This window comes from Vibrio sp. C8, assembly GCF_054051265.1.
In genome coordinates, this window is sequence record NZ_JBPAOE010000007.1 from 76,968 (window position 1) to 92,404 (window position 15,437).

General features: G+C 42.8%; 12 protein-coding genes. 4 read left to right on the forward strand and 8 right to left on the reverse strand.

Annotation, left to right across the window (positions count from 1 at the left end; translation table 11 throughout):
* Window positions 1-29: 29 nt before the first annotated feature.
* Together ACRQQK_RS04440 and ACRQQK_RS04445 are read right to left on the reverse strand one after the other, a co-directional pair.
* On the reverse strand, window positions 30-1,079 hold the full coding sequence (locus ACRQQK_RS04440; RefSeq protein ID WP_457510227.1) for a UDP-glucose--hexose-1-phosphate uridylyltransferase: 1,050 nt from the start codon (window positions 1,077-1,079) through the stop codon (window positions 30-32).
* 82 nt (window positions 1,080-1,161) lie between these two features.
* Entirely contained in the window at window positions 1,162-2,781 is a 1,620-nt protein-coding gene (locus ACRQQK_RS04445) for a SulP family inorganic anion transporter (RefSeq protein WP_457510228.1), read from the reverse strand.
* Window positions 2,782-3,488: 707 nt separating this feature from the next.
* On the opposite strand from ACRQQK_RS04445, the gene ACRQQK_RS04450 reads away from it, so the two are divergent.
* From ACRQQK_RS04450 to ACRQQK_RS04460, 3 genes are all read left to right on the forward strand, one after another.
* The gene (locus ACRQQK_RS04450) at window positions 3,489-4,454 is read left to right on the forward strand and encodes a porin (RefSeq protein WP_457510229.1); all 966 of its coding nucleotides are present in this window, start codon (window positions 3,489-3,491) and stop codon (window positions 4,452-4,454) included.
* 191 nt (window positions 4,455-4,645) lie between these two features.
* Window positions 4,646-5,599, forward strand: a complete 954-nt coding sequence (locus tag ACRQQK_RS04455; protein ID WP_457510230.1) for a ketopantoate reductase family protein — start codon at window positions 4,646-4,648, stop codon at window positions 5,597-5,599.
* A gap of 394 nt (window positions 5,600-5,993) precedes the next feature.
* Window positions 5,994-7,652, forward strand: coding sequence for a putative transporter (locus ACRQQK_RS04460; protein ID WP_457510231.1), 1,659 nt, complete (start codon window positions 5,994-5,996; stop codon window positions 7,650-7,652).
* Window positions 7,653-7,713: 61 nt separating this feature from the next.
* Here ACRQQK_RS04460 and ACRQQK_RS04465 read toward each other — a convergent pair whose 3' ends face one another.
* The 4 genes from ACRQQK_RS04465 to ACRQQK_RS04480 form a co-directional block, all read right to left on the reverse strand.
* Window positions 7,714-8,466 (reverse strand): amino acid ABC transporter ATP-binding protein, encoded by a 753-nt coding sequence (locus ACRQQK_RS04465; RefSeq protein ID WP_457510232.1) that lies wholly within the window; start codon window positions 8,464-8,466, stop codon window positions 7,714-7,716.
* Window positions 8,459-9,403 (reverse strand): amino acid ABC transporter permease, encoded by a 945-nt coding sequence (locus tag ACRQQK_RS04470; protein WP_457510255.1) that lies wholly within the window; start codon window positions 9,401-9,403, stop codon window positions 8,459-8,461. Before ACRQQK_RS04470 ends, ACRQQK_RS04465 begins: the two co-directional genes overlap by 8 nt.
* Window positions 9,404-9,480: 77 nt before the next feature.
* A complete protein-coding gene (locus ACRQQK_RS04475) occupies window positions 9,481-10,287 on the reverse strand; it encodes a transporter substrate-binding domain-containing protein (protein ID WP_102964540.1) in 807 nt (268 codons plus the stop codon).
* Window positions 10,288-10,468: 181 nt separating this feature from the next.
* On the reverse strand, window positions 10,469-11,701 hold the full coding sequence (locus ACRQQK_RS04480; RefSeq protein ID WP_457510233.1) for a trans-sulfuration enzyme family protein: 1,233 nt from the start codon (window positions 11,699-11,701) through the stop codon (window positions 10,469-10,471).
* 187 nt (window positions 11,702-11,888) lie between these two features.
* On the opposite strand from ACRQQK_RS04480, the gene ACRQQK_RS04485 reads away from it, so the two are divergent.
* Window positions 11,889-12,359 carry an Lrp/AsnC family transcriptional regulator gene (locus tag ACRQQK_RS04485; protein ID WP_457510234.1) on the forward strand — a complete coding sequence of 157 codons (471 nt, stop codon included), beginning with the start codon at window positions 11,889-11,891 and terminating at the stop codon, window positions 12,357-12,359.
* Between the two features lie 87 nt (window positions 12,360-12,446).
* On the opposite strand, the gene speB is transcribed toward ACRQQK_RS04485, so the two are convergent.
* Both speB and speA read right to left on the reverse strand, forming a co-directional pair.
* Window positions 12,447-13,373: an agmatinase gene (speB, locus tag ACRQQK_RS04490; protein ID WP_102953546.1), complete on the reverse strand. Its 927-nt coding sequence runs from the start codon at window positions 13,371-13,373 to the stop codon at window positions 12,447-12,449.
* Complete coding sequence (gene speA, locus ACRQQK_RS04495) at window positions 13,374-15,284, reverse strand: arginine decarboxylase (protein WP_457510235.1); 1,911 nt, start codon at window positions 15,282-15,284, stop codon at window positions 13,374-13,376.
* Window positions 15,285-15,437: the final 153 nt, after the last annotated feature.

The following is a 15,437-nucleotide window of genomic DNA, read 5'->3' on the forward strand; positions in this document are numbered from 1 at the left end:
CTTTATAGATTAAAATTAAGAACTTAAATTTATTTTTCTCGGTAATGAACATTGCTTACAGCGCGGAGTTTTTCTGCTGCTTGCTCTGGCGTTAAATCTCTCTGAGACTCAGCAAACATCTCATAACCCACCATAAATTTTCTTACCGTCGCGCTACGTAAAAGAGGAGGTAAAAATGAAGCATGAACTTGCCAATGGTCACTATTGTCTCCCAAGGAGAAAGGCGCACCATGCCACCCCATGCAGTATGGGAAAGAACACTGGAACAAATTGTCATAACGGGTAGTGATCTCTTTCAGAGCGATGGACAAATCGGCTTGCTGCTCTTCAGAGAGCTCAGTGATACGACTCACTTTCGCTTTTGGCAGAACAAGTGTTTCGAAAGGCCAGCCTGCCCAATAAGGCACCACCACGGCCCAATGTTCTGTCTCTACGACAACCCGTTCTTTATGCGTCAGTTCGCGCTGTACATAGTCATGCAGTAACGGCGAACCCTGTTTCTCAAAATACTCTCTTTGGTGATAATCTTTTTTACTCACCATGGTCGGAATAAAGCTGTTTGCCCAAATCTGTCCATGTGGATGAGGCTGCGAACATCCCATGGTTTCACCTTTGTTCTCAAAAATCTGAACCCAAGGATAACGCTTACTTAAGCTGTTCGTCTCTTTAATCCAGGTTGCAATTACTTGCTCGATTTCAGTGTGTGAGAGCTCTGCCAATGTGCGACTGTGATCTGGAGAAAAACAGATCACTCGGCTTTCTCCTTTTGCACTTTTCAGCTTAAATATCGGATCATCCGTCGAATCCTTTTCCGGCGTGTCATCTGTTAACGCAGCAAAATCGTTTTTAAATACAAACGTACCCGTATAGTTTGGATTCACATCTCCACTGATTCGCTCATTACCTGCACATAAAAAGCATGACTTGTCATAACGGATTGAAACCTCTGCTGCTGGCATTTCTTGTTGTCCACTCCAAGGTCGCTTCGCTCGATGTGGAGAAACCAACACCCATTCCCCCAACAAAGGGTTGTAACGGCGATGGGGATGTTCAATTTCATTAAACTGGGTTGCTTTCATAGTGACTCAATATCCTTCTAAACAATGTAAAATTCGCACCTTCCAACTTCTCGGGCACCGATTATCAATGCACATCTACTCGCTACTTTGACAAAAGTGGGCTTAGGCGTTCTGAAAAATGGGTTTCTTTGAAAACGGAAGAACCATGAAGCAATGCTTGTTTAGCGTTCGCTTTAAAATGGCAGAAATAGACTTCTCGATTACCTTGAGTGGTGAGTTCAGCCAGCATTTGCACTCCAAGATGATCAATAAAATTGATCCCTTTTCCTAAAATAATGAGTCGTTTCACCTCAATAGCGTCCAGTTCTTTCTGTAGATGCTCTACGCAACCGAAGTAAATAGAACCGTTGATTCTGACGATCTGCGTGTCCGAAAAATTTGCTAGATCAACACCCAGTTCGATAGACGTTACTTTGTCGACAACAGGTCGAGATGTTCTTCTCAGATAGAAGAACATCGAAATCATGATGCCTACGTAGATAGACAATTCGAGGTGTAAAACAATGGCTGCAACAAAAGTCGTTATTAAGACTGCAGACTCTTTCTTATCTTGTTGGATGATCGAACGTATGTAGGGAATATCAACGAGGTTGTAGGCAACAACTAATAAGATGCCTCCCATACCAGCAAGGGGAATATAGCTGACATACTCAGCCATAACTGGCATTAGCAATAGCAGAATTAACCCCGCAAACACTGCTGCTAAGGGAGTTCTGGCTCCGCTACTAAAATTCACACCACTGCGGGTAAAAGAGCCTGAAGACATATAACAGGAGAAGAATGCTCCCACTAGGTTTGAAATACCCTGACCGATGAACTCTTGATTGCTGTCTATACGTTGTTTTGATTTCAACGCCACTGCACGACCAATTGAGATGGCTTCAACCAGACCTAATAATGCAACCGCTAGAATCCCACCGGACAGTTCTCCGATAATTGCTGAATTGAGTTCTGGCGCTGACAGCTGTAGCGTTGAGCTTTGAATTTGGTCTACGTAATCGATGTGAATGCCAATTTGAGTAAGCAAAAGAGCCAAAAAAACAGACGTCACCATAGCGACTAACATATTTGGAATGGCTGGCAGCAACCGCTTTGCTGCAATACAGCTTACGATGGTGACGAGTGCGATAAGTAATGAGAAAACCTGAACTTGGTTAAGATGCACTATTACCAACCATAGGTTCTCAATCGCAGTATTTGCCGAAGAGTAGTCTAGACCGAGTACATGCCTCAATTGGCTAACGGTAATCACAACCGCTGCTCCAGCAGTAAACCCAATCACAACCGAATGAGAAACAAAATTGACTACGGCTCCTATTCTCATCACGCCCATCAAAAGCTGTACCATGCCAGCACAGAAGGTCAGAGTAAGGCATAGCTGGATATAGAAAGGTGTCCCAGTATCAGCAAACTGGCTGATAGTACTGAAAACAATAACGGACAAAGCGGCGGTTGGCCCTGAAATCAAATGGTTTGAGGAACCAAATAGAGCCGCCAGTATGGCAGGAATGATTGCGGTGTATAAACCATATTCTGGAGGAAGGCCAGCAATCATTGCATACGCTACACCTTGAGGCATAACGATCAAAGCGCCCGTTAATCCCGCTAATAAATCCGCTTTTACAACGTCTATTTTTACTTGCGGCAACCAAGCAATAAAAGGGAAACAACGAACTAAAACTGTTAGAAACTGACCGTTCATAATATCTCTTACATTTATAATACAACTATTTTTAAAATGCGAATCACCACACAAAAACAGCCAAAATTAGAATAAAAATCAAACAAAACCACTTATTTAATAAAAGCTATTATAATCAATAAACCACCTCACTCAATCCAATTTGAAATTACGTTTCAAATAATCACACTCGAGTATTATAATTTGCGATCCAGATAAAATTTAACTCAATGAAAATATAAAACCCTGTCTACTTATTTGGTCAATCTCAGACCTAAAGAACTTCACCCTTCGTACAAAACCTATGTGACCGTCCTTATTAATTACAAACAACTTAAGGAATATCAGTGTTTAACTGCCATATAGACCAATCTTCTCAAATGTAAACAAGCTCTCAAGAGTTATCGCGAGGCACATCTCAAAATAAACAGCCATGTGAATTAAATTAATGAATACGTTAAATAATATCGCATAAACAAATTTATTGATTGCATTGAAACTTGTTACTTAACGACAAGAAGCAATACCACAACGAATATGAAGTAGATCGTAAATAATATTTCAAAAATAAATTTTCAATATATTTAAAAGTTGTTTTGTATAAGATTCCCCCTGTCGATTTGATTAATAAAAATATATTGCTCACTAGCAAATAAATTAGGTTGTTAAGCAAATTAATACACTCGATTACGTTTTTGAGTAATCAATATAAAAATATGGAGTAAAATATGAACATCAAACCATTAGCAGCAGTGGTATCTCTTTTAGCAGCAGGTTCTGTAGCGGCAGGCGAAATCTACGCTACTGACACAAATACTGTTGAACTTTCAGGTTGGGCTAAAGCAGTTGGTCTTTACGTAAATGCAGACCAAGCTGACAAATCAGAGCATGTTTTTACTGATGCACACTTAAAAGCTAAAGCAACGCATTTCCTAAATGAAGAAACTAAAGTTATCGGTTCATTTGCAATCAATACTGGTGATAGCGCTAGTGACAGAACGGCTAAGTTTGAAGACATCAAACTAGAATTCGATCACACAGGGCTTGGTAATCTATCTTTAGGTGATACTGGCAACTCATTTGGTGCAATTGAAAAGGCAAAAACAGGTGAAGGTGCGAACCTGTATATCGTTGGTCAAGGTGGTGTTAATGGTCAAGGTATCCGCTACAAGAAAACCATTGATAAATTAGAACTATCAGCAAACTATGAAACTGACAGCGAATCTAGCAACGAATCAAACTATGGTCTTTCAGCAAATTACAAAGCGGATAATTTCTCAGCTGCGATCGCTTACGGTTCTGATGGTGACGAAGCTGATTCTATCGGTGTAGCTGCAGATCTAACCCTTGGTTCACTAAAATTGGCTGCTGGTTACATTTCATTTGAAAATGCAACATCTTTGAAAGCAAATGACAGTGTTGAGCTAACACTTGATCTTCCAAACGATGGTGAAACTTATTCTGTTGCAGCAACATACACCATCGACCTATTCCGTATCTATGGCTCAGTTCAGTACGCTGAAGGCGATTACCAAGGTAATTCATTCGATGCTCAAACTGCTTACCTAGGCTTAGGTTACGATGTCACTAAAGAGTTCAAGACTGACTTCGTTCTTCAAAATGGCGAAATCGAAAAAGATGGCGTTAAAGAAGACGGCAGCGCAGTTAAATTTGTAGCTAAATACTCGTTCTAATTACGAGAACTTTATCTACTGACTTTTCTTATTAATTCCGCATTTTGCGAAAGCCACATCAAGGTTGATGTGGCTTTTTTTATTTTTGCAGTAGATCTCATTGAATAGCCCTGTTCACTAAACTCTGGTGATTACTTTCTGAAGCGTTTAATCTGGTTCTGCTTATGAATATGTACTTAAGGAGGAGTCTCTTGAAATTCGCAATGATCGGTGCAGGTGGTATTGGTTGCTACTATGCGGCAAAGCTCGTTAATGCAAGACACGATGTTGTTTTTGTTGCCAGAGGTGAACATTTAAAAGCGTTACAGCAACAAGGTCTTGAGATAACACATCCAGATTTTTTCTTTTCAGCCCCCGTTTCGGCTACCGATGTTCAAGGGCTTTGTGATGATTACAACGGCGATGATTTTGATTTGCTAATTCTTGCATCAAAAGGCAGTACAACCAGCTTAATTATGGATCAAATGAAGCCGTGGCTTGATGCGTGCCATACTCCTGTACTTTCGATTCAAAACGGCGTGATGAATGAAGGCATTATCGCCAATACGGTTGGATTAAAACGCACCATCGGCGGGTTAGCAATACGAATCGGAGCCCATGTTCTGGAACCCGGCAAGATTGAAGCGACAGGCAAGGCACAAATCGATTTCGGTGCGTGGCCTTCAGAATCTGCCAATCCACAGTTGAAAGATTTCCTTTGCGAACTTGGCTCAGTTTTCGACTCTGCAGATATTCCAAACCAGCTTTATGAAGATGTCAGCTATGCATTGTGGCGTAAGCTGATCATTAACAACGCTATAAACCCACTTACCGCTTTAACGATGAAAGATACTCAAACCGTCACAAGAGATTCTGTATTGAGACAAACCGTATATAAGATCATGCAAGAAACCGCGAGAGCAGCAAGGTGTGCGAATGTGAATATGACAGATGATGACGTAGCGGAGATGTTTAAGCTTATCTGTGAGTTTGATGCAATCAAAACATCCATGTTGGTCGACCGAGAAAAAGGACGCTCAATGGAGATCCAAGAGATCTGCGGCCCTGTGATCGATTATTGTCGCCAAGCTGGTGACCCTGCGACAACCACAGAGTTGATCTGTCATCTTCTACAGCATGCCAGTGGTCAAATGTTAGATTCCTAAAACAGCGTTCACCTTATTTACCGAACGCAATCAATGGGAATATACAGCGAAACATTATGTTACATTCAGGATCTCTGCGTTTACTTTACTTGCATTTAAGAAACGCTTTTTACCCTTATTTAACATATATTTATTGGCTAAATCTATTTCCTGCTAAACTGCACACTTTTGTATAACTAGAGTTAACAATCTAAATCTATTGCAGTATTACTAATAGCATAGTTAGGGCAATAAAGTGACGTTGAATGACTCGAGATACCTTGAACATTCAACGCCTATATCTGAACCCTCCAGCCGTAGACATAACCACGTTTTAGTTCTTACGCCTACCCCTGCCTGATGTTCAACAGCGATTGCCCGTCAACCGTTTTTGTAATTGTTCAGGAGACTTACTATGAGTGATATTGCACTCTCTATCAGTATCCTTGCTCTGGTAGCGGTGTTAGGTCTGTGGATAGGGAACTGGCGACTCTATGGCGTTGGTTTAGGGATTGGCGGAGTGCTGTTTGGCGGCATTTTCGTTGGTCACTTTACTGGTGCCTGGGGCGTTGAACTCAACTACCACACCTTACACTTTATCCAAGAGTTTGGATTAATCTTATTCGTTTATACGATTGGTATTCAGGTCGGCCCCGGATTCTTTTCATCACTGAGAAGTTCTGGCTTAAAACTCAACGCTTTTGCTGCGTTAATTGTGCTGCTAGGTTGTCTGGTTACCGTTGCTCTCTACTATCTGTTTGATGTTCCGTTACCTGTCATTCTCGGTGTCTTTTCTGGTGCGGTGACCAACACGCCTTCTCTCGGTGCGGGTCAACAAATCCTTACGGAGCTAGGCGGCCACGAAAACCTGCTTGATATGACGGGTATGGGCTATGCCATAGCCTACCCGTTTGGTATTTGTGGGATATTACTTACTATGTGGTTGATTAGACTTATCTTCCGCGTCAACGTGAACCAAGAGGCTGATGAGTTTGAAATCAAAAATGGTCACAAAAAATCAAGCTTACACACCATCAATATTTCGGTTAAAAACCCCAATTTAAACGGACTGTTTTTGAAAGATATTCCTGCCCTGAGCGATGGAAATATTGTTTGCTCACGCCTAAAACGCAACGAACAGTTACTGGTACCAAAACCGGATTCTCGAATTGAAGTTAATGACCTACTCCATCTTGTCGGTGACAAGAACGCTTTGGAAAAAGCGCGCTTAGTTATAGGTGAAGAAGTGGATGTATCCTTGTCGACGCGAGGAACTGAGCTTCGTGTACAACGTTTAGTTGTCACCAACGAGGTGGTTCTGGGTAAAAAACTTCGAGACTTGGATCTAAAAGAAAAGTATGACGTTGTTGTCTCTCGTCTCAATCGTGCAGGGGTCGAACTGATACCAACCAGCAATTCTACCCTTCAATTTGGTGACATCTTAAACTTAGTTGGACGTCAGGAAGCCATAGAAGCAGTTAGTGGTATGGTTGGTAATGCTCACCAAAAATTGCAACAAGTACAAATGTTACCTGTATTTGTGGGGATTGGTTTAGGTGTATTACTTGGCTCAATTCCTTTCTACCTACCTGGTTTTCCAGCAGCAATCAAACTCGGATTGGCTGGCGGCCCACTGATCGTTGCACTCATTCTCGCTAGAATCGGCAGTATCGGAAAAATGTACTGGTTTATGCCACCCAGTGCCAACTTGGCGTTACGGGAAATTGGTATCGTACTGTTTTTGGCTGTCGTAGGCCTTAAATCTGGTGGTAACTTTGTCGAAACTCTAGTGCAAGGCGATGGACTTAGCTGGATGGGATATGGGGTAGCGATTACTGCAATCCCTCTCATTACAGTCGGTATTTTAGCAAGAGTGCTCGGCCACATAAATTATCTCACTATCTGTGGCATGTTGGCAGGTTCAATGACCGATCCACCAGCGCTCGCATTTGCCAATGCCTTACATGAATCAAGTGGTGCATCAGCGTTAGCTTATGCCACTGTGTATCCGTTGGTGATGTGTTTACGAATACTCTCACCACAAATACTCGCGCTGATACTTTGGGCCATGTAATTAGCAAATAGGAAAAAACCGAGCTTTAAAGCTCGGTTTTGGTTTAATCGTATCGCTGTTATTACAGAACTTTCGCTAAGAACTGCTGCAGACGAGGATGGCTTGGATTATCAAACACGGATTGCGGGCTATCATCAACCAACAACTTACCGTCTTCCATAAACAACACTCGGTCTGCAACTTCACGAGCGAAGCCCATTTCGTGAGTCACGATAACCATGGTCATCCCTTCTTTTGCCAAACCTTTAATAACGTCCAGAACTTCCCCTACCATCTCAGGATCAAGGGCCGATGTGGGTTCATCAAACAACATCAAGTCTGGGTTCATTGCTAACGCACGGGCAATCGCTACACGTTGCTGCTGACCACCGGATAAATGCGTTGGGTAGTTGTTCATGCGATCTTCAAGACCTACACGTTTTATCAACACTTTCGCGGCACCTTCCACCTCATGCTTAGGGCGCTTAGCCACCTTCAAAGGTGCAATCATAACGTTTTGTAACGCGGTCATATGCGGGAATAAGTTGAAACTTTGGAACACCATTCCTACGTTTTGACGCAATACGTTAATGTCCGTGCTTTTCGCGTACATATCGAAACCATCAACGATGATGGTTCCTGAGCTGATCTCTTCTAACTGGTTCAGAGTGCGTAAAAACGTCGATTTACCTGAACCTGAAGGTCCAATGATAACCACAACTTCACCACGTTTTACCGTGGTTGAGACCGATTTTAAAGCATGGCAACCGTTAGGATAAAACTTGTCAACATTGCTGGCGTAAACCATATCTTCGCCGTTGTATTCACTAGTCACTGGCTGATAACCTCTTCTCTAAACGTTGAATTGCCCAAGACAGAGTCCCGGTTACTAGTAAGTAAAGTGCTGCGACTGTAAACCACACTTCAAAAGGTGCAAAGCTGCCACTGACCACTTCACGACCCGCTTTAGTTAAGTCAGTAATAGAGATAACAGAAACCAGCGATGAGTCTTTGATTAGGTTAATAAACTGACCAGCCAAAGGTGGTAACGTACGTTTTAAAGCTTGTGGAAGAATGATGTAGCGCATCGCTTTTGGATAAGTCATACCCAATGAACGCGCCGCTTCCATCTGCCCTGTTGGAATGGCCTGAATACCTGCACGTACGATTTCAGCAACATAAGCACCCGTAAATACTGATAACGCAACAACACCAGCAGTAAAGCGGTCAAAATCGAGTACGGTTCCGATAAAGAAATAAACGATGAAAATTTGAACCAGAAGTGGCGTGCCACGTATCAGTTCAACGTAGGTTAGAGATAAATTTCTCGCCACCTGGTTTTTAGAAACCCTCATCAGGCCAAACACAAGGCCAAGCAAAACCGCAAATATGAGGGAGATAAAGGAAATTTCGACCGTCACCCATAAACCATGAGCAATCGGACCAAATTTCCATTCGTTCAGTTGTGCAACGGTATCACCTTGGAAAACCAAATCACCGTTACCAACCATCAGTGTTGTGTAATGATCGATAATTTGAGGCGTGCTCGAATCATCAAATTCAATGGTTAGCTGTCCCGCTTTCACCACAGCGGTGCCGTCGCCGTTTGCACGAAGTTGTTGCATCTCGGTATTGACGACATATGGCCAGAGGCGATCCCAATGCCAATTATAGTTGATACTCTTCCCAGAGAAATAAACCGCACCTATAAGCATGGCCATAATTAGGACGTAAATTCCGTGTCCTATCCATTTTGAGGATTTTGACTGCATCACTCAGATTCTCTTTATTCTTTTTAATGAACTGGGCAACATTATGCTGCCCAGTTGACTACAGCTTAAGGCGTTAATTATTGAACGTCTTTCAACCAATCGTCAGATTTAAACCACTTGTCATACATACGATCGTAAGTACCGTCGCCTTTGATTTGACGTAAGTAGTTATTCAAGAAATTTAGGAAGTTCGGATCATCTTGACGAATCGCCCAACCTAGAGGTTCGTAAGTGAACGGTTCTGCTAGGTGCGCAACTTTACCTTTGTTTTGAGCAGCGTAGATTGCGTTATAAGGGAAGTCATACACGAAAGCGTCTGCTTTACCGTTAACAACCTGTAAAACAGCATCCACTTCTGTGTCGTATAGGTCAACTTTTGCATTGAAAAGGTGTTTCTTCGCAGCTTCAACACCTGTAGTGCCAAGCTTTGTTGAGACTGTGTATTTAGGATCATTCAGGTCAGCGTAGCTTTTAACCTTACCTTCAAGCGCAGGTGAAATGATCATAGATTGACCGATAACAATGTACGGGTCTGCAAAGTTAACTTTCAAGTTGCGCTCAGGAGTGATAGTCATACCACCCATGATGATGTCACACTTGTTAGTTTGAAGCGCTGGAATAATACCATCCCAAGCGGTGTTTACAGGTGTGAACTTAACACCCATAGAACGAGCCATGTGTTTACCTAAATCGATATCAAAACCAATGAAACGGCCATCTTTGGTTTTCATTTCAAAAGGCATGTAACCCGCGTCGAAACAAACTTTTAATTCACCTGAGCTAAGAACACCTTCTAGGTCAGACTCTGCCATTGCTTGATTGGCACCAAGCAGAGAGCAGGCAAAAACAAGTCCAGCAGCTGAAGATTTAATAAATTTTTTCATAATATCCCTTATAAAAAATTTTGTTATTTTTCTGTTCGTCCAATGACAAATACGATGTTGTATTGAATATCACGCAAACGCGTACTGACATCAAAAACCACAAGATAATGCAACACAATCTAATAACATTTCAATAACTATCCGAATTTAAAACCAATAAAAAGCCATAAAAATTCAGCTTTCATCTAAGAAGATGACTTAAGTCCCGAATCAAATCCACTGGAGACTCAAGACCAATGGAAAGTCGAACCACGCCTTTACCTGCTTCTCGACAAAAATTCGCTTTTTGTTCTGGGCTAAATCGATAGGTCGACTTGTCCAAATCATCGGTTTTTAACACCACAGCTAAACTGCGTTGATGTCCTATGGAATAAGCGTAATAAAACATTTTCGACTCATGTGCAAAACGTTGCTCAATCAGTTCGATATCCTCTACTTGGAATGCAATAATGCCGCCAAAAAAAGCCATTTGCTGCTTCGCCAGAGAAAATTGTTGATGAGACTCCAAGCCGGGATATAAAACTCTTAGAACCTTGCGGTGATTTTCTAACCACTCAGCAATGGTTTGAGCCGACTCACAAAGCGCTTTCATCCGTGGATAAATAGTCTCCATCCCACGCATAATTAGCCACGCACTTTGTGCGCTTAACGATGCACCAAAATAGACGCCAGCAACGCTTCTAAGCTTGCTAATCAAGGCTTTTGAGCCCAACACACATCCGCCAAGAACATCTCCATGTCCGTTAATAAACTTGGTTAAAGAATGAATAACCAAATCTGCCCCAAGTGCAATTGGCTGGGTAATAACGGGGGTTGAAAAGGTCGAATCCGCACTGAGTAAAATTCCTCTGTTTTTAAGCAACAGGGAGACCTCTTGAATATTGGTTAGTCTTAACAACGGGTTACACGGCGTCTCTATATGCACCAACTTAGTGCTAGATCGCAATGCACTTTGCACGTTTTTGATGCAGGAAGTATCCACTGCAGTGACTTCGATTCCATATTGAGGCAATACTTGAGTAGCAAATTCATAGACAGCTGCATAGCAGACATCGCTGATGACAAGGTGATCCCCTGCTTTGAGTAAAGACATAAATACCGCAGTGATCGCTGCCATCCCGCTTGCTGTCGCAAATCCATCTTCAGCCTGTTCTAAAATAGCCAAGCGCTGTTCAAGTAAGCGCACCGTTGGGTTTGTCCAACCGGCATAGAGAAACGGAGAGTCGGAGATATCTTCCATGCCTTGTGCTGAAAATGCGCCTTCATTCGGCAGAAAGCTGTGATTTACCGACATTACAATGTTTGGAGCAATGGCGTTAGTATGAGGATCAGGCCGAATAGCGGCATGCACAGCAAGAGTCTCAGGAGCGAATGTTTCAGGATTTAACCTAGAGTCAGAATCATTATTAAGCATTTTTAATCCAGCCGTTGTTTCTAACCAATAACCATATGAGGTCGATGGCCGTTTATTCTTTCTAAACCGTACGAATGAACTAATTGTGGATTCCAATTGGTAAGTAAAATCCGCTATTCTTGGCAACACATGGAAGATTTACCGCATTTAGACACCAATAATGCGGAATAACCGCAAGAGGAAAACCATGAGTGAGACCACTCTGGATAATTTCGATAAGAAAATACTGGAACTGATGCAGAGCAACTGCCGAATGGCGAGTGAAATCATTGCCGAACAGGTAGGTCTGTCCGCTTCTGCTGTGCAAAGACGCATAAAACGTTTGAGGGATGAAGGGGCGATTCTAGCGGAAGTTGCGGTGATCAAACCCGAGCTTTCCACCCATCCGATGACCTTTATTGCCGGAATAGAAATCGACAGAGACAACTACACCGTTCTTAATAAATTCAAACGCTGGGCAGAAACTCAACCTTCGATTCAACAAGTATTTTACGTTACTGGTAATGTCGATTTGATGGTGGTGGTGACGGCTGAAAATGCAAAAAGTTACGATGGATTTATTGAACACATCATGGAACAGTTCCCGCAAATTCGCCGTGTAATGACTAACGTAGTGCTAGATACGCCAAAGCAAAGCCTGTATCTACCTGTTGAATAATTACCCCGTGAGTTACGCGCATAAAAAAGCCGAGAAGATCTCCCCTTCTCGGCTTTCAATTTTATTATTTAACTTGGGATAGATGGCTTATTCACGCTCAGGGTTTGAAGCCCAAACGTAAAGCAATTCTAGCGCAATCGTCGCACCTGCAAGTGAAGTCAGATCACTTTGGTCGTACGGCGGAGAAACCTCTACCACGTCCATACCAATTAGGTTAATACCTTTCAGTGCACGGATAATTTTCAGAATCTTATCTGAAGTTAAGCCGCCACAGACTGGAGTGCCTGTACCCGGTGCAAATGCGGGATCTAAACAGTCAATATCAAACGTTAAGTACACTGGCTTATCACCAACGATTTCACGAATTTGCTCAACGATTTCGTCCGCCGACATATCGTTCGCTTGCATCGCGTTGATTACGTTGAAGCCGTGACCTTCCTGTTTGTACTCAGTACGAATACCCACTTGCACTGAATGACGAGGAGAGATTAAACCCTCTTTCGGTGCATGATAGAACATAGTGCCGTGGTCATACGCGCTGCCGTTTGCATAAGTATCAGTGTGCGCGTCAAAGTGAATCAGTGCCATTTCACCGTAGTGTTTCGCGTAGGCACGAAGGATTGGCAGAGTGATGAAGTGGTCACCGCCCAATGCCAATACTGTTTTGCCACTCTTTAGAATTTCACTGGTTGCCGCTTCTAAACGGTAGGTGAAATCTTCTGCGTCACCGCAATCAAATACCAAGTCGCCCGCATCCACTAACTTGATGCGTTTGAACAGGTTGAAATCCCATGGGAACTTCTTGCCTTCCCACGCTAAGTTAACCGAAGCACGACGAATCGCGTCTGGTCCCATACGAGCACCTGGTCGACCTGAAGTCGCCATATCCAAAGGCACGCCTAACACCACAACATCAGCATCCGACTCTAGCGGATCTCTCTGGTACGGCTGGCGAAGGAACGTCATTGCATTTGAATACAATGAATAATCCGTTTTAGTAAACAAATCATTCATTTAAAAATCCTCCAAATAGGTGTAACCATTTAAACCATGCTCTAGTTCTGCTAACACGTCTTGCTGTTCATTTTCAGCCACACGCTGAGACACTAGCTGACGGTAGTTAGCTCTAATTGCGTCTACGTCGATATGCACGTAACGCATCATATCTTCTACCGTGTCACCTTCATTGATGAAAGTGATTTCTGATTCGCCTTCGTCTGTGATGTTCACCACTGCGCTATGTGTATCACCAAACAGGTTATGCATATCACCTAAGATCTCTTGGTATGCACCCACGAGGAAAAAGCCCATCAAGTAAGAGGTATCTTTTGACCAAGCAGGAACAGGTAATGTTGTTTCAATACCCTGACCCTCAACGTATTGCTCAACCGCACCGTCTGAGTCACAAGTAATATCCAGCATCACTGCGCGGCGATCTTCCACATTCTGTAAGTTCGATAGAGGTAGTACTGGAAATACCTGATCAATACCCCATGCATCTGGTAGCGATTGGAACAATGAGAAGTTGACGAAGAACTTGTCCGCCAAACGCTCTTGCAAGTGATCTAAAATCGGACGGTGGAAACGGTTTTTCGCACTCATTTTCATGCGTAGTTCATGATAAATGCGTAGCGATAACTGCTCTACCCATGCACGATGTTGCAGGTTAATTACGCCTGTTGAGAACAACATGTGTGCTTCATTCAAATCACTTTGCGTATCGTTGTAAATTTCGATCAATGCACGTGCATCGGTATCATCGTTCAACGTTTGCCAACTACGCCACATGTTTTGTAGCAAAGTCGGGGCATCCGCTTCTGGCTCAACAATCGCTTCAGGTGTGTAACCTTCTGTACCAATTACGTTGGTGATCAGCACTGCGTGGTGCGCCGTCACAGAGCGACCTGATTCGGAAATAATGGTCGGCTTTGGTTGATTATATAAATTACATACATCACCAACAGTGCTAACGATATTGCGAGCATATTCAACCAGACCGTAGTTCATTGAGTTTGAAGACTGGCTACGCGTGCCATCGTAGTCGACAGCCAAACCACCACCTACATCAAAGTACTGAATGTCTGCACCCAGTTCACGAAGTTCACAGTAGAAACGAGCAGACTCGTTTACACCATTACGCACATCGCGAATGTTCGCCATTTGCGAACCTAAGTGGAAATGCACAAGTTGTAGCGCATCAAGTTGATCTTCCGCCTTCAAGCGGTCAATAACAGACAACACTTGAGCCGCAGCCAAACCGAACTTAGACTTTTCACCACCGCTTGATTGCCATTTACCCGCACCTTGTGATGCAAGACGAATACGAATACCTAAGCGAGGCTTCACGCCTAAGCTTTTTGCTTCTTTCAGCACTAAATCAAGCTCAGAAAGCTTCTCTAGTACGATAAATACTTTATGACCGAGCTTTTCGCCGATCAGCGCAAGACGCATGTATTCACGATCTTTATAACCGTTGCACACGATGACAGAACTTGCTTGTTGCGCCATTGCAAGTACTGCTAATAATTCTGGCTTACTGCCTGCTTCTAAACCCAGTTGTTTTGTTTCTAGCTGAGCTTGGCTCGCTAAGATTTCATCAACAACTTCACGCTGTTGGTTAACCTTGATTGGGTAAACCAGCAGGTATTTGTTCGGGTAATCGTATTCATCAATCGCCTGATTGAATGCGTCACAAATGTTGTGAACACGTTGATGCAGGATTTGAGGAAAACGAACAAGCACCGGTAAATTCAAACCGCGTGTTTCTAGCTGACTCACAATTGAACTCAATTGTGTTTGATATTGGCCATCTTTCCTTGGTGACACATAGACTTCACCATGGTTATCTATTCCGAAGAAACCTTGGCTCCAATAATGAACGTTATAATCAGCACGTACGCGATCTAATTTAGATGATTGTTCCACATTTAATCTCACACACTAAGAGAGAATGAAGTGGCTTCAAGAGCCACACCTGACACCCTAAATGTCACGCGCTTTATCGGACAAAACAGAGGGTGTGTCTAATCATAATAATTTGTCGTTAAGACAAACTTTTATTGTTTCTACACACTTGAT